At 19.4% G+C, this 20,856-nt stretch carries 18 protein-coding genes, 1 tRNA gene and 1 other RNA gene; 13 read left to right on the forward strand and 7 right to left on the reverse strand.

All coding sequences use genetic code 11. The features are described 5' to 3' along the window. Positions 1 to 5: 5 nt before the first annotated feature. A tRNA-Met gene (locus AB4W57_RS01665) sits at positions 6 to 79 on the reverse strand. 158 nt (positions 80 to 237) lie between these two features. On the opposite strand from AB4W57_RS01665, the gene ribH reads away from it, so the two are divergent. The 4 genes from ribH (at position 238) to AB4W57_RS01685 (ending at position 2,785) form a co-directional block, all read left to right on the forward strand. After that, entirely contained in the window at positions 238 to 711 is a 474-nt protein-coding gene (gene ribH, locus AB4W57_RS01670) for a 6,7-dimethyl-8-ribityllumazine synthase (protein ID WP_367677421.1), read from the forward strand. Positions 712 to 774: 63 nt separating this feature from the next. After that, positions 775 to 1,896 (forward strand): bifunctional diaminohydroxyphosphoribosylaminopyrimidine deaminase/5-amino-6-(5-phosphoribosylamino)uracil reductase RibD, encoded by a 1,122-nt coding sequence (gene ribD / locus AB4W57_RS01675; protein WP_367677422.1) that lies wholly within the window; start codon positions 775 to 777, stop codon positions 1,894 to 1,896. A 22-nt stretch (positions 1,897 to 1,918) separates the two neighbouring features. Next, complete coding sequence (gene nusB, locus AB4W57_RS01680) at positions 1,919 to 2,338, forward strand: transcription antitermination factor NusB (protein WP_367677423.1); 420 nt, start codon at positions 1,919 to 1,921, stop codon at positions 2,336 to 2,338. A 141-nt stretch (positions 2,339 to 2,479) separates the two neighbouring features. Beyond that, on the forward strand, positions 2,480 to 2,785 hold the full coding sequence (locus tag AB4W57_RS01685; RefSeq protein ID WP_367677424.1) for a TusE/DsrC/DsvC family sulfur relay protein: 306 nt from the start codon (positions 2,480 to 2,482) through the stop codon (positions 2,783 to 2,785). Here the strand turns inward: AB4W57_RS01685 and cyoE are convergent. From cyoE to cyoA, 5 genes are read right to left on the reverse strand one after another with little or no spacing between them, the layout of a single operon-like run. Next, complete coding sequence (gene cyoE, locus AB4W57_RS01690) at positions 2,780 to 3,679, reverse strand: heme o synthase (protein WP_367677425.1); 900 nt, start codon at positions 3,677 to 3,679, stop codon at positions 2,780 to 2,782. The genes AB4W57_RS01685 and cyoE overlap by 6 nt on opposite strands. Further along, positions 3,663 to 3,992: a cytochrome C oxidase subunit IV family protein gene (locus AB4W57_RS01695; protein ID WP_367677426.1), complete on the reverse strand. Its 330-nt coding sequence runs from the start codon at positions 3,990 to 3,992 to the stop codon at positions 3,663 to 3,665. Before AB4W57_RS01695 ends, cyoE begins: the two co-directional genes overlap by 17 nt. Continuing rightward, positions 3,989 to 4,612, reverse strand: a complete 624-nt coding sequence (locus AB4W57_RS01700; protein ID WP_367677427.1) for a cytochrome c oxidase subunit 3 — start codon at positions 4,610 to 4,612, stop codon at positions 3,989 to 3,991. Before AB4W57_RS01700 ends, AB4W57_RS01695 begins: the two co-directional genes overlap by 4 nt. Before the next feature lie 10 nt (positions 4,613 to 4,622). Further along, on the reverse strand, positions 4,623 to 6,608 hold the full coding sequence (gene cyoB / locus AB4W57_RS01705) for a cytochrome o ubiquinol oxidase subunit I (RefSeq protein ID WP_367677428.1): 1,986 nt from the start codon (positions 6,606 to 6,608) through the stop codon (positions 4,623 to 4,625). A 45-nt stretch (positions 6,609 to 6,653) separates the two neighbouring features. After that, positions 6,654 to 7,478 carry a ubiquinol oxidase subunit II gene (gene cyoA, locus AB4W57_RS01710; protein WP_367677429.1) on the reverse strand — a complete coding sequence of 275 codons (825 nt, stop codon included), beginning with the start codon at positions 7,476 to 7,478 and terminating at the stop codon, positions 6,654 to 6,656. Positions 7,479 to 7,746: 268 nt separating this feature from the next. On the opposite strand from cyoA, the gene AB4W57_RS01715 reads away from it, so the two are divergent. From AB4W57_RS01715 to AB4W57_RS01750, 8 genes are all read left to right on the forward strand, one after another. Next, positions 7,747 to 8,043, forward strand: coding sequence for a BolA family protein (locus AB4W57_RS01715; RefSeq protein ID WP_367677430.1), 297 nt, complete (start codon positions 7,747 to 7,749; stop codon positions 8,041 to 8,043). A gap of 58 nt (positions 8,044 to 8,101) precedes the next feature. Beyond that, the gene (locus AB4W57_RS01720; protein ID WP_367677431.1) at positions 8,102 to 9,436 is read left to right on the forward strand and encodes a trigger factor; all 1,335 of its coding nucleotides are present in this window, start codon (positions 8,102 to 8,104) and stop codon (positions 9,434 to 9,436) included. 47 nt (positions 9,437 to 9,483) lie between these two features. Further along, positions 9,484 to 10,107 carry an ATP-dependent Clp protease proteolytic subunit gene (locus AB4W57_RS01725; RefSeq protein WP_367677432.1) on the forward strand — a complete coding sequence of 208 codons (624 nt, stop codon included), beginning with the start codon at positions 9,484 to 9,486 and terminating at the stop codon, positions 10,105 to 10,107. A 62-nt stretch (positions 10,108 to 10,169) separates the two neighbouring features. Beyond that, positions 10,170 to 11,423 (forward strand): ATP-dependent protease ATP-binding subunit ClpX, encoded by a 1,254-nt coding sequence (gene clpX / locus AB4W57_RS01730; RefSeq protein WP_367677725.1) that lies wholly within the window; start codon positions 10,170 to 10,172, stop codon positions 11,421 to 11,423. Positions 11,424 to 11,563: 140 nt separating this feature from the next. After that, a complete protein-coding gene (gene lon, locus AB4W57_RS01735) occupies positions 11,564 to 13,897 on the forward strand; it encodes an endopeptidase La (RefSeq protein ID WP_367677433.1) in 2,334 nt (777 codons plus the stop codon). A 77-nt stretch (positions 13,898 to 13,974) separates the two neighbouring features. Further along, the gene (locus AB4W57_RS01740; protein WP_367677434.1) at positions 13,975 to 15,852 is read left to right on the forward strand and encodes a SurA N-terminal domain-containing protein; all 1,878 of its coding nucleotides are present in this window, start codon (positions 13,975 to 13,977) and stop codon (positions 15,850 to 15,852) included. Positions 15,853 to 15,945: 93 nt separating this feature from the next. Further along, positions 15,946 to 17,715 (forward strand): ABC transporter transmembrane domain-containing protein, encoded by a 1,770-nt coding sequence (locus AB4W57_RS01745; protein WP_367677435.1) that lies wholly within the window; start codon positions 15,946 to 15,948, stop codon positions 17,713 to 17,715. Positions 17,716 to 17,719: 4 nt separating this feature from the next. Further along, positions 17,720 to 19,453: a SmdB family multidrug efflux ABC transporter permease/ATP-binding protein gene (locus AB4W57_RS01750; protein ID WP_367677436.1), complete on the forward strand. Its 1,734-nt coding sequence runs from the start codon at positions 17,720 to 17,722 to the stop codon at positions 19,451 to 19,453. Positions 19,454 to 19,491: 38 nt separating this feature from the next. Here AB4W57_RS01750 and ffs read toward each other — a convergent pair. After that, positions 19,492 to 19,572, reverse strand: an RNA gene (ffs, locus tag AB4W57_RS01755) — signal recognition particle sRNA small type. 169 nt (positions 19,573 to 19,741) lie between these two features. On the opposite strand from ffs, the gene dnaX reads away from it, so the two are divergent. Next, positions 19,742 to 20,830: a DNA polymerase III subunit gamma/tau gene (gene dnaX / locus AB4W57_RS01760; RefSeq protein WP_367677437.1), complete on the forward strand. Its 1,089-nt coding sequence runs from the start codon at positions 19,742 to 19,744 to the stop codon at positions 20,828 to 20,830. Positions 20,831 to 20,856: the final 26 nt, after the last annotated feature.

Raw genomic sequence — 20,856 nt, forward strand, 5'->3', positions numbered from 1 at the left:
TTTATTTGCGGGAGTTGGATTTGAACCAACGACCTTCGGGTTATGAGCCCGACGAGCTACCGAACTGCTCCACCCCGCGATATTTATTTAATATAACATTAATATCATTAAAATACAATATTTTTTATACATATAAAATATTTTAATATCTATGAAAAAAATATTTCATATATAATAAAATATTATCTACATAATATATTTTTTTAAATAACAACTATAAATAAAAAAGAGAAAAAAATGAAAGTTATTCAATCCAAATTAATAACAAAAAAATCTAAAATTGCAATTATTACTACAAGATTTAATGAATTTATTAATGATAAATTGTTAAAAAGTTGTATTCAAACATTACGAAGAATAGGGAATGTGGAATCAAATGATATTACTACTGTAAAAGTACCTGGAGCATATGAAATTTCTATTACCGCAGAAATAATTGCATATAAAAAAACATATCATGCAATAATAGTTTTAGGAACAATTATTAAAGGACATACAAGACATAATAAATTTATAGAAAATTCACTTACATATGGATTATCTAAAATTAGTATTAATCATCATGTTCCTATTATAACAGGTATTTTAATGACAAGTAATATCAATGAAACTTTAGAGAGATGCGGTATTAAAATTAATAATAAAGGATCTGAAGCTGCTTTATCAGCATTAGAAATTATAAACGTTCTTAAAGAAATTAATAAAATATAAAATATTTTATACAACTATCTTCAATTAATAATTAAATATTTCTAAATAATTTTAAAAAAATATATGATTAATCATAAAAAATATATGAAAAAAGCAATAAAACTAGCAAAAAAAGGAATTTTTACTACTTCTATAAACCCAATTGTTGGTTGTATAATTGTAAAAAATAATATTATTGTAGGTAAAGGATGGCATCAAAAAAGAGGTTCTGAACATGCTGAAATTATTGCTTTAAAAATGGCAAAAAAACTATCTTATCAAGCAACAATGTATGTAACACTTGAACCTTGTTCACATTATGGATTAACAGGACCATGTTATAAAAAAATTATTTCATCTGGAATAAATAATATTTTTATTGCTGTTAAAGATCCTAATCCTCAAGTAAATGGTAAAAGTATAAAAAAATTAAAAAAATCAGGAATAAAAGTACATATAGGGTTAATGAAAAAAAAATCTAAATTTATAAATAGAGAATTTTTTAAATGGATAAAAACAGGAAATCCTTGGATAAATTTAAAAATAGCTATGTCATTTGATGGTAAAATAGCTACTAAATCTGGAGAAAGTAAATGGATTACATCAAAAAAATCAAGAAGCGAAGTTCATATATTACGCGCACAAAATACAGCTATACTTACAACAAGTAATACAATTATTCAAGATAATCCTTCATTAAACGTTCGATTTTCAGAAATGAATGTTATTGAAAGAAAATCTTTTCCTATAGAAAATTTTATACAACCAATCAGAATTATAATTGACAGTAAAAATAGAGTTAAACAAAATCATAAAATTTTTAAAATCAAAAGTCAAATTTTATTAATTAGGCTAAAAAAAGATAAAAAAATTTGGCCAAAACATGTAAAACAAATAATTATTCCAAAATATAAAAATAAAATAAATTTAATCTTATTATTTAAAATTTTAGGAACTCTAAATATAAAAAATATTTTAGTTGAATCAGGATCGTTATTTACTTCTGCTTTATTATCATTAAATATGATTGATGAACTTATAATATACTGCGCACCAATTATATTAGGTAATCAATCTAAACCTATTTTTTTATTAAATTATATAAAAAAACTTTCCCAATCTAAAAAAATAATTTTTAGAAAAATATCTAAAATAGGAAAAGATCTACGTATAATAATTAATTTTAAAAAAACTGATAAATTATAATATAAAATCTAATGAGAAAAATATGAAAATTTATCTACGTAAAAATTCTAGAATATGTATTGTACAAGCTTTATATTCTTGGCAAATATCTCATAATAATAGTAATGAAATTAAAAATTTTTTTTATGAAAAATATAAAAAAAAAATAGATTTTAAATATTTTCAAGAAGTATTTATAGGTATGATAAAAAATAAAATTAAGATAGATAATTTAATTAAACCATATGTATTAAGAAATTTAAACAGATTAAGCGAAGTAGAAAAATCAATATTAAGAATGTCTTTTTATGAATTACTAAAAAGAAAAGATATTCCTTATAAAGTAATCATTAATGAAGGTATAGAAATAGCTAAAATCTTTGGATCTAAAGATAGTCATAAATTTATTAACGGTGTATTAGATAAAGCAGCTTTTAAAATACGTTTTAAAAAAATAGCATAAAATATATTTTATAAATATAAATTATTTTAATTTATATAATTAAATATTTTTAATATTTTAAAAATATATTTATTTAAAAAAAAATAATTTATATAATTCTATATATTATTATTTTAAAATTTATATAATATTACAAAAAATATGACAAAAAAATACAATAATAAAAAAAAATCAAAAAAAAAAAAATGGAATGCAAAATATGTTATTAATATAGCAAAAAATGAAGGAATCCAAATAAATAAGAAACATTGGAAAATAATATATTTTGCAAGAAATTTTTATTTAAAATTTAATATGTCTCCTCCTTTACGAATATTATTAATAGCTATTAATAAAAAATCTAAAAAAAAAATTAATAGCATTTCTTTAATTAAATTATTTCCAAAAAATCCTTCTATACAAATTAGTAAACTTGCTGGTATTCCTAAACCTAATAAATGTTTATAAAAATTTAAAAAAATTCATACAAATAGAAATATTAAATAAAATAATATAAATAATTGAAAATTTAAACATTTTTAAAGCCCATTTTTTTTTATAAAAATGAACATCATAATAACCTTCTGAAATCATAGACAACCAAAATAATCCTAATGATAAAAAAATAAAACCATTTATATAATTTACAAAATATAAAATATTGAATATAAAAATCATAAAAATTAAAATATTTATATAAAAATACATATGATCTAAAGTTTTATGAAAATTATTTACTACAGGAAAAACCGGTATTTGAGCTTTTTTATAATCCTTAAGATGTAATAAATAAATTGCATATGAATGAGGTATTTGCCAAATAAAATAAATAAAAAATAAAATTATAAGAATCATATTTAAAGAATGTTCGACAGAAAAATATCCTATTATGACTGGACAAGATCCAGATATTGCTCCAATAATAGTTGAATATTGAGATTTGTTTTTTAATAAAATAGTATATATAACTACATAAATAAATAAACTAAATAAAGATATTATATATACTAATTTATTTAAAAATGTTAATAATATTAAACTTCCGAAAAAAAATAAAAAAAAAGAAAAAACATAAGCTGAATTTATAGAAATATATTTATTAACTAAAACTCTATTTTTTGTTCTTATCATTCTTTTATCATTTTTTCTATCTAAAATATTATTTAAAACACATCCGCAAGCTATTAAAAAAGATAAACCTACAATCATAGCTAAAAATATTTTACAATCAAAAATATTTTTTTTTAATGCTAAAAAATATCCTGCCAAAGCTGAAAAAATATTAACTACAATAATTCGTGGTTTTATAAGTTCAATATAATAAAAAAAAAATTTTTTATATTTTTTAAAAACATGTTGCATAATGATTTATATTCCTCATAATCCATATAGAACCAGTTAAAATAATAGAAATAATTATTGTAGTAAAAACTATAGAAAAAAAATTCCAATAATTTTTATTAAAATCATTTAAATGTAAAAAAAACAATATATGTACAAAAACTTGAATAAAACAGCACAATGTCACTAAAAAATATAAATAATTTGCCAAAAATATATTATACATCACAATATAAAAAGGAAAAAAAGAAAGAATTAAAGAAAAAACAAAAACTAATATGTAAAAAAAAATTGATGTTTGAAAAAAATTTTTTTTTTTAATATTTGCAATCATTTTATTACTCCAAATAAATAAACAAAAGTAAATAAAAAAATCCATATAATATCAAGAAAATGCCAAAAAATACTTAGACATAAAATTCTAGTTCTTATAATTTTATTTAATCCTAAAATGTGAATTTGAAAAATCATTAAAATAATCCAAAACAAACCACAAATTACATGAAATCCATGCAACCATAGTAAAGCATAAAATGATGAAAGAAATCCACTTCGCATTGGAAGATAATTATTTCTAAATAAATTTAAAAATTCTATTACTTCTATAGCAATAAAAAAAAATCCTAATATAAAAACTAAAAATAAATAAAGAATTACCATGAAAGAATTACATTTTTTTATGAAAGTTATTGCTATACTAAAAAATAAAGAACTTAATAATAAAAAAAAAGTTTCTAAAAATACAAACTTTAAATTAAAAAAATCTTTTCCAGATGGACCATTTGAAATATTGTGAACCATTACAAAATAAACTGCAAATACAGTAGAAAAAATAATACAATCACTCATAATATAAATCCAAAAACCAAAAATAGTTTTCCGATTTACTGTAATTTTTTCTAAAAAATTATTTGTTTTTTTTTTTAAAATATTGTTTAAAAAATTTTTAATCATAATTTTAACTCTATTTATTTAAATTTTTATAATAATTATTTTCTATCTTTTTAACTATTTTCTTTTTAATACATTGTTTTTTTTCTTTAAAAAAGCTTTTATATAAAAAAATGAAAAGAATATTTATAATAGAAAAACAGAAAATCCACCAAATATGCCAAACCGCAGAAAATCCTAAAATTAATACAAAGAAACTAATAATAATTCCATATGAACTATTTTTTGGAACATATATATCTTCATATTTATATAAAGTATAAAAATTTTTTCTTAAAGAAGTATTTTTTTCTTTTATTTTCCAAAATATATCTCTATCATATATTTTCGGTATAATAGAAAAATTATAATCAGGAACTGGAGAAGATACACTCCATTCTAAAGTTCTTCCATTCCAAGGATCACCTGTCATATCTAAATTTTTCTTGCGTTGTACTATAGAAACTATGAACTGTATAATTTGAGATACAATTCCTAAAAAAATTAAAAACACTCCAAAACAAGCAATAGATAATAAAAAATGAAAATTAAAATCTATATTTTGACTTAACCGACGAGTCATTCCCATACATCCTAAAAAATATAATGGAATAAAAGCGAATAAAAATCCTATAATCCAAAAGAAAAAAGATATTTTACCCCAAAATTCATTCAATATAAATCCAAATACTTTAGGAAACCAATATGTAATACCTGCAAAACAACCAAAAACTACTCCACCAATAATAACATTATGAAAATGAGCTACTAAAAATAAACTATTATGTAAAACAAAATCTGCTGGTGGTAATGATAATAATACTCCAGCCATACCTCCTATAGAAAAAGTTATTAAAAATCCAATCGTCCATAACATACAAGAATGAAAATAAATACGCCCTCTATACATTGTAAACAACCAATTAAAAATTTTTACTCCAGTTGGCACTGCAATAATCATAGTAGTAATTCCGAAAAAAGCGTTTACATTTGCTCCAGCTCCCATAGTAAAAAAATGATGTAACCATACTATAAAGGATAGTACAGTAATAACTAAAGTTGCCCAAACTAAAGAAACATATCCAAATAAAGATTTTCTAGAAAATGTAGATACTATTTCGGAAAAAATTCCAAATGCAGGTAATATTAAAATATAAACTTCAGGATGACCCCAAATCCAAATTAAATTAATATACATCATCATGTTTCCACCACATTCATTAGTGAAAAAATGAAATCCCAAATATCGATCTAAAGTTAACAAAGATAAAGTAACTGTTAATACTGGAAAAGAAGCGATAATTAAAAGATTTGAACATAAAACAGTCCATGTAAATACCGGCATTCTAAACATCGTCATACCTGGAGCTCTCATCTTTAATATTGTCACTAAAAAATTAATAGCAGTTAAAGTAGTTCCAACACCAGCGATTTGTAAACACCAAATCCAATAATCTACTCCAACTCCTGGACTAAATTGCATCTCAGATAAAGGAGGATATGCTAACCAACCTGTTTTTGCAAATTCACCTATTCCTAAAGATAAATTAATTAATATTACTGCACTAACTGTTATCCAAAAACTCAAATTATTTAAAAACGGAAATGCTAAATCACGAGCACCAATTTGTAAAGGAACAACAAAATTCATTAAACCTATTATTAATGGCATAGCTACAAAAAAAATCATAATTACACCATGAGCAGTAAATATCTGATCATAATGATAAGACGGTAAGAATCCACCAGGATTTTCTAAAGAAGCTAAATATTGCTGAATTCTCATCATAATTGCATCTACAAAACCTCGAAATAACATTATAAAAGATAATATTATATACATTACAGCAATTTTTTTATGATCTACAGTTGTAAACCAATTATTCCATAAATATGTCCATTTTTTAAAATATGTAATACAAGATATAATTAACATAGAAATTATAAAAATAGAAATATATGTAATTACAATAATAGGTTCATGAAAAGGTATATCTGCCCAAGATAATTTTCCGAACATATAAATTTTTCCTTAAACATTATAAATGATTGTGTAAAGTAATAATTATTTTGTATTAATAATTTTTTTTACTAATGTTATATCTATAAAAGAAAAAAAATTTTTATTATTTTTATAAAAACTATTAATATCATTCACACTTGAAACTATTTTACATCCTTTATGTATTTTATTAATCCATGAATAAAAAAAATTATTATTAGATATAGAATAAACGTTAAACTTCATATTAGAAAATTCTTTTCCACTATAATTTGCAGAGATTCCTTTATATAAACCAGAAAAATTTGAAATTAAATTTAAACTTGTTGTCATTCCTGGCATAGAATATATTTGACTACCTAAAGATGGAATAAAAAAAGAATTCATAACTGTATTAGAAGTAATATAAAATTTTATTGGTATATTAGTAGGAATAACTAATTTATTTATTGTAATAATTTTTTGTTGAGGATAAATGAATATCCATTTCCAATTTGTAGATAATACATATATTTTTAAAGGTTTAAAATTATTCATATAAATAGATTTTTTAGGATCTAGATCATGTGTTTTATTCCATGATAAAATAGATAAAAATAAAATAATACCTATAGGAATTCCCCAAGAGAAAAATTCAATAACATAAGAATGATTCCAATCAGGAGAATATATAGAATTTTTATATTTATGGTAATATTTTATAGAAAAAAAAATAGTCATAAAGATTACTGGTATTACCACAATTAACATAATTAAAAATGCAGTAATTATTAAATTTTTTTGTTCTAAAGCTATTTGTCCTTTAGGAGAAATAATTCCTCCACGACATCCAATTAATAAAAATGATACAAAAAATACTAAAAATTTTTTAAATTTATAAAAATTCATACTAAAACCTCAAAAACAATTAAATAAAATTTTTATTTTATAAAATTAAAATTTTAAACTATTTTTATAATTTAGTTTTTTAATTTTTTAATTTAATAAAATAAATAAATATTTAAAAAATTAAAAAAATAATATAAATATTTTTAATATTATAATATTATCTTAAATAAATTCATTTTAAATTTAAAAATAATTTATATACTATATAAATAAAAATTTATAAAATAAATTATTTTTTAAATATTTTTTTAAATAAAAAATAAAAAATATGAAAAAATTAATAAAAAAAAAAATACAAAAAAGGATTAAGTTAAGTTATTTAAAAATATATAATATGAGTTTCATGCATCCTAAACTAAATAATAAAAATTCTCATTTTAAAATAATACTTGTTAGTCAATATTTCTTAAAAATAAATATATTAAGAAGACATCAAATAATTTATAATATTTTATCTAAAGAATTAAAAAAAATAATACATGGATTAGAAATTTTTGTATATACAGAAAAAGAATGGATTCAAAAATCAACAAAAAAAATAACTTCTATTAAATGTAAAAAATAATCTGATTAATTATATTAATATTAAAATTTCTTCAAAATTTATAAAAATCGAGAAAAAAATGAGTGAAAATATTTTAAAAAAAATAAAAAACAATAAATCTATTACAAAAAAATATGTTATTTCTTCATATAATATAGAAAATAAAATTAATAAAAAATTATTATTTTTAAAAAAAACTATTTCTATGAATGGTTTTCGTAAAGGTAAAGTTCCAAAAAAAATTATTGAAGAATATTATAAAAATAATATTTTTCATAAAATTTTAAAAAAAATAATACACAAAAATTTTATTAAACTAATTCAAAAAAAAAATATTCAAAACTATGAAAATATTCAATATTTCTTAGGAAAATATATTCCAGGAACTGATTTTAATTATACAATAAAATTCGATATTGTTTGTGATAAATTAAAACAAATATTAAAATCGATTAATTTATATAATTTAAATATAGAAATATCAGAAGAAGACATTACTCAAATCTTATTAAATTTTCAAAAAAATATTTCAAACTGGAAAAATAAAAATACAGAAATTAAAAAAAATGATAAAGTGACTATTAATTATAAATTAAAATTAGAAAACCATCATAAAAATATTTTAAAAAAAAAAGATTTTTCTATATTAATTAATAAAGATTTATTATTAAAAAAAATTTTTTCTTCTATAATTGGAAAAAAAATAGGGGATAAAATAACTGTTATTATAAACTTTTCAAAATATCATCCAGAACAAAAAATTTCTGGAAAAAAAATAACTGTTGTAATAAAAATTATTAATATTCAAGAAAAAATAAATAAAAAAATAAATTTTAAAAAATTTAAAAAATTTGGTTTTATAGAAAAAAATATACAAGAATTAAAAAAAAATATTTATACACAAATGAAAGAAGAATCTAAAAAAATCGCAAGAGAACTTTTAAAAAAAAATTTTATTAAAAAATGGATTAAAATAATACAAAAAAAAAAATATATCAATGAAAATAACCAAATAATTTCAATTGTAAAAAAAAATATATGTTTATATAAAGAAAAATTTTTATCTCATTATAAAAAAAATCAAAATATATTTGAAAAATTGTATAATAAAAATATTTATAAAGCTTCTCAAAAAAAAGCAATAATAAATAATCTTATTAAAGAAATTATTAATAAAAAATCATTATCTGTAAGTAAAAAATTAATAAAAAAAGTTTTTAACAATACAACAAAAAATTTTTTTCAAATAGACAAAAAAAATCATAAAATTAATAAAAAAATTGTTTTAAAAAACATTAAAAATTTTTTATTACAAGAAAAAGCGTTTAATTTTATTCTTGAAAACGTAATTATAACAGAAAAAAAAATAAATTTTTTAAAAGCTATAAAAAAGAATAAAAATACTTATTTATAATTTTTTTTTATAAATGAATAATAATAATTTTAAAAGGATAATAACATATGTTATATAAAAAAAACTATCCAATAAAAAATAATCATGGTGTAATACCTATAGTAATTGAAAAAAATTATCTTGGAGAAAAGTCATTTGATATTTATTCTCGTTTATTAAGAGATAGAATAATATTTTTAACAGGACCAATTGACGATTACTTATCTAATCTTATTATTGCGCAATTATTATTTTTAGAAGCTGAAAACAATAAACAAGATATATTTTTATATATTAATTCACCAGGAGGAATTGTTTCTTCAGGTTTATCTATATATGATACTATTAAATTTATTAAACCAGATGTAAATACAGTATGTTTAGGACAAGCATCTTCTATGGCTGCACTAATTTTATCTTCTGGAAAAATAGGAAAAAGATTTAGTTTACCAAATTCTAGAATTATGATACATCAACCTTTAGGCGGTTTTCAAGGACAAGCATCTGATATTAAAATACATGCGAAAGAAATAGATAAAGTTAAAAAAATTATTAATAAGATATTATCTCATAACACAAACAAAAATATTAAAAAAATAGAAAAAGATACTGAAAGAGACTATTTTCTTTCAGCTAAAGAAGCATTAGAATACGGAATAATAGATTCTATTTTAAAAAACAAAAAAAAATAATGTATATAAAATTTATAATAATAAATAAAAAAATAAATAATAATTTTTTTATAAAAGAGATAATTATGGATCAAGAAAAAAAAAAAAATAAAAAATTAATTTGTTCATTTTGTCAAAAAAACGAAAAAGAAGTAAAAAAAATTATAGCTGGAACAAAAGCATATATATGTGATCAATGCGTTTATTTATGCAATAATATTTTATATGAAGAAAATTTAAAAAATCAATGTTTATTTAAAAAATATCAAGATTTACCTACACCTCATCAAATTAAAAAGAATTTAGATGATTATGTTATCGGACAAGAAAAAGCTAAAAAAGTATTATCTGTAGCCGTACACAATCATTATAAAAAATTATATACAATAGAAAAATACAAAAAAAATAAAATGATTGAACTAGGTAAAAGTAATATTCTTATTATAGGCCCTACTGGAAGTGGAAAAACTTTATTAGCAGAAACTTTAGCAAAATCATTAAATGTTCCATTTTCAATATCTGATGCTACAACTTTAACAGAAGCTGGATATGTTGGTGAAGATGTAGAAAATATTATTCAAAGACTCCTACAAAAATGTGATTATAATGTGCAAAAAGCTGAATCTGGAATCATTTATATAGATGAAATAGATAAAATATCTAAAAAATCAAATAATCCATCTATTACACGCGATGTTTCAGGTGAAGGAGTACAACAATCTCTTTTAAAAATAATAGAAGGAACTATTGCATCTATTCCTCCCCAAGGTGGAAGAAAACATCCTCAACAAGAATGTATTCAAATAGATACATCTAAAATTTTATTTATATGCGGAGGAACGTTTTTAGGATTACAAAAAATTCTTTTTCGTAGGTTAAATAAAAAATCACATATTGGATTTCAAAAAGAAAATAAATTATATGATCAAAATATTAAAATAAAAAATTTAGATAAAATAGAACCTCAAGATTTAATAAAATTTGGGTTAATTCCAGAATTTATAGGAAGATTACCAATTATAACAACATTAAATAACTTAAATAAATCAGAATTAATAAAAATTTTATATAAACCTAAAAATTCTTTAATCAGACAATATAAAACACTTTTTAAAATAGAAGGTGTGAAACTAAAATTTTGTAAAAATTCTATCGAAAAAATAGCAGAAAAATCTCTTAAAAAAAAATCTGGAGCACGTGGATTAAGAGCAATATTAGAAAATATTTTACTTGATACTATGTATGATTTACCATCTATTAAGAACGCAAAAAAAGTAATTATTAATGAATCAACAATTACTAAAAATAATGCACCAAAGATTTTATTAAAAAAATAAATAAAATTATTAATATAATTATATTAAAAATATTTATATAATTTGAATAATACATGTTTATATTAAAAATATTTTAAAAAATTTAATAAAAATATTTATTTAATGCTAATCTTTTAAAATATATTAAAAAGAGAATTTTTATGAATAAAAAAAAATTAAAATATATAAAAATAAATATTTTACCATTAAGAGATACAATTATATATCCTCATATGGTAATACCATTATTTGTTGGACGTAAAAAATCTATTAAATGTATTGAAAATGCGATAAAAAAAGATAAAAAAATTATGTTAGTTACTCAAAAAAAATATTCTAAAAATAAAACTACTATAAAAGATTTATATAAAATTGGAACCATATCAAATATTTTACAATTATTAAAATTACCTGATGGTACAGTAAAAATATTAATAGAAGGATTAACGAGAGCTAAAATAATTAAATTAGGAGATAAAAATAATAATTTTTTAGGGCAAGTGAAAATTATTAATTCAATAGATACCTATAATAAAGAACATAAAGCATTAATAAGAACATTAATTAATCAATTTGAAAATTATTCTAAATTTAATACAAAAATTTCTTCAGATCTTTTAAATTCATTAAAAAAAATTAAAGATATTGAAAAATTAATAGATATTATTGCAACAAATATTCCATTTAAATTAGCTAAAAAACAAAAAATATTAGAACATATAGATATTAAAAAAAGATTAGAAAAATTAATGGTTATTATTGAATCAGAAATAGAATTATTTACTATAGAAAAAAAAATTAGAAACAGAATTAAGAACCAAATGGAAAAAAATCAAAAAGAATATTATCTAAATGAACAAATCAAAGCTATACAAAAAGAATTAGGTAAAAAAAATCCAGATTTAAATGAATATTCTAGTTTTAAAAAGCAAATTAAAAAAGCTAAAATACCAAAAAATATTGAAAAAGAAATTATAATAGAATTAAAAAGATTAAAATTTATGCCGTACATGTCTTCTGAAACTACTGTAGTACGAAGTTATATCGAATGGATGATAAAAATTCCTTGGAGTAAACGTACTAAAGTTAAAAAAAATATTTCTAATGCTCGTAATATATTAAACTCTAATCATTATGGATTAAAAAAAGTAAAAGATAGAATATTAGAATATTTAGCAGTACAAAAAAGAACAAATAAAATTAAAGGGCCAATTTTATGTTTAGTAGGACCTCCAGGAGTAGGAAAAACATCATTAGCAGAATCTATAGCAGAAGCTACAGGAAGAAAATATATCAGAATGTCATTAGGTGGAATCAAAGATGAAGCTGAAATTAGAGGTCATAGAAGAACATATATTGGATCAATGCCTGGTAAAATTATGCAAAATATTTCTAAAACCGGAGTAAAAAATCCATTATTTTTATTAGATGAAATTGATAAAATGTCTGATGATGCGAGATGTGATGCAGAATCTGCTTTACTTGAAGTATTAGATCCAGAACAAAATTTTGCATTCAATGATCATTATTTAGAAGTAAATTATGATTTATCAGAAGTCTTGTTTGTTGCAACAGCTAATTCATACAATATATCTAGTCCATTATTAGATCGAATGGAAATAATTACATTATCTGGATATACAGAAGATGAAAAAATTCAAATTTATAATTCTTATTTAAAACCTAAACAAATTAAAGAAAACGCATTAAAAGATAATGAAATTATCATAAATAATCCTACTATTCTAGAAATAATTCGTTCATATACACGTGAATCTGGTGTTAGAAGTTTAGAAAAAAAAATCGCGAAAATTTTTCGAAAAGTAGTAAAAAAAATATTATTAGATAAAAAAATTAAAAAAATAGAAATTAATAAAAAAAATTTACATAAATATCTAGGAATTAAGAAATTTACTAAAAATAGAAAAAATTTTGTCAATCAAATTGGACAAACTACAGGATTAGCTTGGACTGAATGCGGTGGAGAAATTATACAAATAGAAACTTCTTGTCTAAAAGGCAAAGGAAAATTATTATTAACAGGATATTTAGGCAAAATAATGAAAGAATCTATTTACATTGCTATAACTGTAATTAAAAAACAAGCAAAAAAATTAAAATTATCTAATAATTTTTATGAAAAAAAAGATATACATGTTCATGTTCCAGCAGGAGGAATTCCAAAAGATGGCCCTAGTGCAGGTATTGCTATATGTACATCTTTAGCTTCTGCTTTCACTAAAAATCCTGCTAAAGCTGATATTGCTATGACAGGAGAAATTACTTTAAACGGAAATGTTTTAGCTATTGGAGGATTAAAGGAAAAAATATTAGCTGCGCATCGAGAAGGAATAAAACATGCTATTATTCCAAAAGATAATAGTAGACAATTAAAAAAACTTCCAAAAAAAATTCTTGCTGATATGAAAATACATTTAGTAAAAAATATTACAGAAGTCTTTCAATATGCTTTACAAAATAATCCTTATAAATAAATTTAAAATTTTTATAAAAAAATTAACAACATTGTTATTTATTAAAATTTAAATATTTTATTATAGGATTTAAAAAAATGAATTTTAAAGATATTAAATGGTTTAAAAATTTTATTTTAAGTATAATTATAATAACTTTATTAACATCTATATTTATAGTAAATTTAAAAAATTATTATAAAAACAATTTTTATAATAATAATAAATTATGGTTAATTAAAGTTAATAATCAAATAATTGAAATAAATCAAATCCAAAAAATATTTGAATATAAAATGTTGTTATTAGAAAAAAAATCTATTAATAAAACATATGATTTATTAACAAATAAAATATATATAAAAAATTTATATAAAAAAATTTTATCGAATTTAATTAATAAATGTTTAATAAAAAATTATATTGAAAAAAATAACATTAAAAACAATAAAAAAAATATTAAAAATTTAATTATGAAAATGGATATTTTTCAAAAAAATAAAAAATTTAATTCAAATTTATATTATCAATTTTTAAAAAAAAATAATATTGATGAAAATGAATATTTAAAAATTATAGGTAATAAGATTACAGAAAAATTTCTTTTTAATGACATGATAAATTCAAATAATCTATTTAAAAATGAAAAAATATTTTTAAATAAATTAAATCAAGAAAGAATATTATGTAAAAAATATACTATAAATTTTAAAACAATTTATTCGCAACAAACATGTACCGATGCAGAAATCAGTAATTTTTATAATACATATAAAAAAAATTTTATTAACAAAAAAAAATTTAAAATAAAATTTTTTAAAATTATTCCATTTTTAAAATTAAACCAAAAAATTAAAAAATCAGATATCTTAAAAGAATTTAAAAAAAATAAAAAAAAGTATTCTACAAATCAAATAAAAAAAATTAGTTTTATGATATGTAATACTAAAAAAGAAGCAAGAAAAAAAATTCAAAAGTTTCAAAACAATAAAGAAATAAAATTTAAATGTAAAAAAATTTTTATTGATAACTATAATTCTATAAAAAATTTTAATTTAAATTGGATTAACAAGAAAAAATTTATAAAAATTATAAAAAAAATACATTTGCATAATATTCATGAAATATCAAAAATTATTAAATTCAAAAATAAATTTTTAATATTTAAATTAGATAACATTTATAAATTTCAAGATAAAAATATTGATAAAATAAAAAATTTTATCAAAAAAAAAATAAAAAAAAAAATAAAAAAAAATAATTATCAACAGTTAATTACAAAAATTAATTTAATTTCTATTAATAATAATAAATATTTTCATTTATTAGAAAACATAATACATAAAAAACCTAAAAAAACGAATTGGTTTACAACAGATTCTATTCCCAAAGATATCAAATGTCATAATATTAAAAATTTTTTTAAACATCAAAAAAAATTAATTATACACAATAAAAAAAAATTTGTTAATTACAGATTTTTTAATAAAGATAAAAATATATTTATAAAAATTATAGATTTACATAAAAATACTATACAGCCTTTATTAGAAGTAAAAAATAAAATTTCTAATTTAATCAAATTAAATAAATCTAAAATACAAGCATTTAAAAAAATTAAAGAAATTACAAAAAATCTAAATCAAAAATCACGTAATAATCTTATTCAAAAAAATATTTTATTTAATAAAAAAAAATATTTTATTCAAAATAAAAATAAATATTCTTTAATGTTAATTAATAAATTTAATAAAAATTTTGTACATAACAAACCTTTGTATATAAATTTAACAAACTATAAAAATAAATGGATAATATTAAAATTCTATAAAAAATATTTTATTAAAATAAATCATAATGAAAAAAACAAAAATTACCTTAGATATAAAATAAAAAATCAAAAATTATTAATAAAATTAATATTGGAATCTTTACGTTCTCAAGCTCAAATACAATACAATATAAATACATATTAAATTTTAAAAATAAATATTTATTTTTAAAATTTTTAATAATCTTTAAAAATTAATTAATAATTTTTTATAAAAATTAAATATTAGGATTATCCTGTGCAACTATTTAAGCAATTAAGCTGGTACTTTATTCAAGAATGGAAAAGATATCTAGGATCTGTTTTAATATTAATGATAATTGCATTTCTGCAAGTCATGCCTCCAAAAATAGTTGGAATACTAGTAGATTTAATTGTAAAAAGAAAAATGTGTTTTTCTGAATCCATAAAATGGATTTATTTTATGATTGCAATTGCTATTATAGTATACATTCTTAGATACATATGGAGAATATTACTTTTTGGTGCTTCATATAAGTTAGCAATTAAATTAAGAACTATTTTTTATGACTCTATTATTAAACAAAATTCAGAATTCTATTTAGAAAATAGAACTGGTGATTTAATTACACGCGTAAGTAACGATATTGAAAGAGTTATATTTGCTGCAGGAGAAGGTGTTTTAACATTAGTTGATTCATCTGTTATGGGAATTTCTGTACTAATTGTAATGTGTACACAAATTAGTTATAAATTAACTTTTTTTGCATTACTTCCAATGCCTATTATGACTATTTTTATTAAAAAATACGGAGCAGAACTACATAAAGAGTTTTTTAAATATCAAAGTTCTTTTTCTATTTTAAATAATAAAACACAAGAAATTCTTACTAGCATTAGAATAGTTAGAGCATTTGGATTAGAAAAATCACAATTAAAAGATTTTTTAAGATTAATAAAAAAATCTAGTAAAAAAAATATTAATGTTACAAAAGTAGATGCTAAATTTGATCCAGTAATCTATTTATCTATTGCTTTTTCAAATCTATTAGCTATTTCTTTTGGAAGTTGGTTAGTATGGAATAATCATATTACTTTAGGTCAATTAACAAGTTTCATTATGTATCTAGGATTAATGATTTGGCCTATGCTAGCTTTAGCTTGGATGTTTAATATTGTAGAAAGAGGAAGCTCAGCGTGGAATAGAATACAAAAAATAATTAATTCTCCTATTAAATTAAAAGATGGTCATATAAATGTTTTAAAAAAAAATAAATTATTAAAAATTTCTATAAAAAAATTTTCTTATAAAAAAAGCCATAGTTTACAATTAAAAAACATATATCTAAAAATAAAAAACGGAGATATATTAGGAATTTGTGGACCAACAGGATCTGGAAAAAGTACGTTAATACAACTCATACAAAGAGAATTTGATCCTACTATTGGAAAAATTTTATATGATAATATTGAATTATATAAAATTAAATTAAAAACCTGGAGAAAAAAAATTGCAATAGTAAATCAAGAAACTTTTTTATTTTCTGATACTATTAAAAAAAATATTTCGTTTGGTAATAAAAACCTTAATTTTTCTCAAATTAAAAAATATGCAAAAATAGTAAATATGCATAAAGAAATATTAGCTTTAAAAGATGGTTATAATACTTTAATAGGAGCTGAAGGAATATTATTATCCGGAGGACAAAAACAAAGAATTGCTCTTGCACGTGCTTTAATTTTAAATCCAGAAATATTAATTTTAGATGATGCTTTATCTGCAATAGATGGAAAAACAGAATATTTAATTTTACAAAATATTTTAAAATGGAAAAGTCCAAATACTACTATCATTATGAGTTCACATAAATTATCTACATTACAAAAATCAGATAAAATTATAGTTATGAAAAAAGGAAAAATTAAACATCGAGGAAAACATATAGAATTAATTAAAAATAAAAATTGGTATAGTCATTCAATCTCTAATCACAAAATTATTAATAAAGATGATAAAAAAATCCATAAAGGGAATAAGAATGTGTAATTTTATGAAATATTGGCCTACTCTTAAAAGATTAGCAACATATGGAAAACCTTTTAAAAAATTACTATTCTTTGGAGTATGTTTACTTTTATCAGCAGCTTTATCTGAAGTATTAGGTCCTATATTAATTAGTAATTTTATTAAGAATATATTAGAAAAACATGAATTTTCAACAATGATTGTCATATCTAATATCATTGGATTTATTACTTTACAAATAACATCAGTAATTTTATATTATTCTCAAAATATTATATTTAATAAAATATCTATTAAAATTATTCAAAATCTTCGATATGATATTATGAAATCTACTTTAACTCTACCAATTAAAATATATGACAATCAACCTATTGGCCACATCATATCAAAAATTACAAATGATACTGAATCTATACGTGAACTATACGATACTATATTAGGTTCAGTGGTAAACAGCTCTGTATTAGTTTTTATAGTTTTAATAGCGATGTTTATATTATCTTGGAAAATGGCTCTTATTGCAATAATATTAATACCTATTGTAATATTTATAATATTTACTTATCAATACTATAGTGTACCTTTATTAAGAAAAACTAGATATTATTTGTCAAAAATTTATCATGAATTTAATGAAATTGTAAATGGAATTAAAGTAATTAAACAATTTAAACAAGAAAAACAATTTAGAAAAAATATTATTAAAACAAGCTATATGCATTATAAATTTAAAATGAAAGTATTAAAATTAGAAGGAATTTTATTAAGACCATTATTAAGTTTACTTTCATCTATGATATTATGTGGAATTATATTTTTATGCATTATATCTGATATTAATACATTTAAAGTAGGTGTTTTATATGCTTTTATTAGTTATTTATCTCGATTAAATGAACCATTAATTTCTGTTGCTAGTCAACAACCTTTATTGCAAAAAGCTATCGTCGCTGGAGAAAGAATTTTTGAATTAATGGATATTCCACAACAAAAATATGGTAATATTGAAAAAAAAATCAATAATGGAAAAATTTGTATAAAAAAAATATTTTTTAAATATAAAAAAAATGAAGATTATATCTTATCTAATATAAATATTAACATTAAACCAAATAAATTTATTGCTTTTGTTGGAAAAACAGGAAGCGGAAAAAGTACTTTAGCTAATTTGTTAATGGGGTATTATAAAATTAATAAAGGATATATTTATTTAGATGGATATAAAATAGAAGATTTAAGTCATTATTCTTTAAGAAATTCTATTGGATTAATACAACAAGAACCTATGATATTACCTGTAAGTATATTAGAAAATATTACTTTAGGTAAAAAAGTTTCAATTAATAAAATTGAAAAAATAATTAAACTTGTATATTTAGACGAATTAATATCATCTTTACCAAACGGTATATATACTAATTTAAGTGAACAAGGAAATAATTTATCAGTAGGTCAAAAACAATTAATTTCTATTGCTAGAGCATTAATACGAAATCCAAAAATATTAGTTTTAGATGAAGCTACAGCAAATATTGATTCTTATACAGAGAAATTAATTCAAAAATCTTTATTAAAAATTAAAAAAAATACCACATTAATTATGATTGCTCATAGATTGTCAACCGTTGTACAAGCAGATCATATAATTGTTTTAAATAAAGGGAAAATAATTGAAAAAGGAACGCATCAACAATTAATGAATATGAAAAATCAATATTATTCTATGTACAAATCTCAATTATTTAAATCAGCATAAAATAAAAAATATTTTATAAAGTGCTTTATTAATAATTTTTAATATGCATGTTTTATTTTGAAATAGCTGCTTCTTTTCAGACCTGACTAAGTATTCAAAATTTAACATCTTATTAAATACTAATAAAACACTTTAAAATATTTTTTATATATTTTGAAATATACATTATTTATAAAAAAAATACAAGAATTCTTTATTTTTTATTTTAGAAAAAAATTAATACTAATAATGAAAAAAAATTATAATTATGATAGCATATAAAAATCTTTAAAAAAAAAAAAAAAAAACATGAAATATCAAGTTTTAGCACGTAAATGGAGGCCTAAAAACTTTAAAGAAGTTATAGGTCAAAAATATATTATTAAAGCAATTATTAATAGCTTAAAATTAAATAGAATACATCATGCATGGATTTTATATGGAACTCGAGGAATAGGAAAAACTACTATTGCAAGAATTTTAGCAAAATGTTTAAATTGTGAAAAAAAAATTACTATATTACCATGCCAAAAATGTCATTCTTGTGTAGAAATTGATAAAAATTTTAATCCTGATTTAATTGAAATTGATGCGGCATCTAAAACAAAAGTAGAGGATATTAAAGAACTCTTAGAAAATGCAAAATACCCACCTATTAAAGAAAGATTTAAAATTTATTTAATAGACGAAATACATATGCTTTCTAGATATAGTTTCAATGCTCTTTTAAAAACATTAGAAGAACCTCCCGCACATGTAAAATTTATTTTAGCAACTACAAATATTGAAAAATTACCTAAAACTATTATCTCTAGATGCATTAGATTAAACTTGAAAACAATAAAAAAAAAAAATATTATTAAAAAAATTAAATACATTTTAACAAATGAAAAAATATCTTTTGAAGATAAAACATTAGAATTAATTGCAACAGCTGCTGATGGAAGTATGAGAGATGCATTAAGTTTAATAGAACAAACTATTTCTATAGGAAATGGGAAAATTAAAATTTCTAATGTACAAAAAATGTTGGGAACATTTAAATATGAAAATTTTATTTATTTATTAAAATCCTTGTTTAATAAGGATGTTAAAAAAATTATAAATTTTACACAAAAAATTTTATCTTTAGATGTAGAACCTGAAAAAATATTAATTGAAATTTTAAGATTATTGCATTATATATATATTAAAAAAATTTCTTCATTAAAATGGACATCTAATACATATAATATCGAACAAAAAAAAATTTTAAATAATATATCTAAAAATAATACATTTTCTCAAATTAAAAATTATTATTCTATAATTCTTAATGGAAGAAAAAATATAAAATATGCACCTTCTAAAAAATTAGGAATGGAATTAACTTTACTCCAAGTTCTCGATTCTAAATAATATAATTAAAATATATTTTTTAAAAA

The sequence above is a fragment of the Buchnera aphidicola (Chaitophorus populicola) genome, from assembly GCF_964058995.1.
Lineage (GTDB): Bacteria > Pseudomonadota > Gammaproteobacteria > Enterobacterales > Enterobacteriaceae > Buchnera_J > Buchnera_J aphidicola_BO.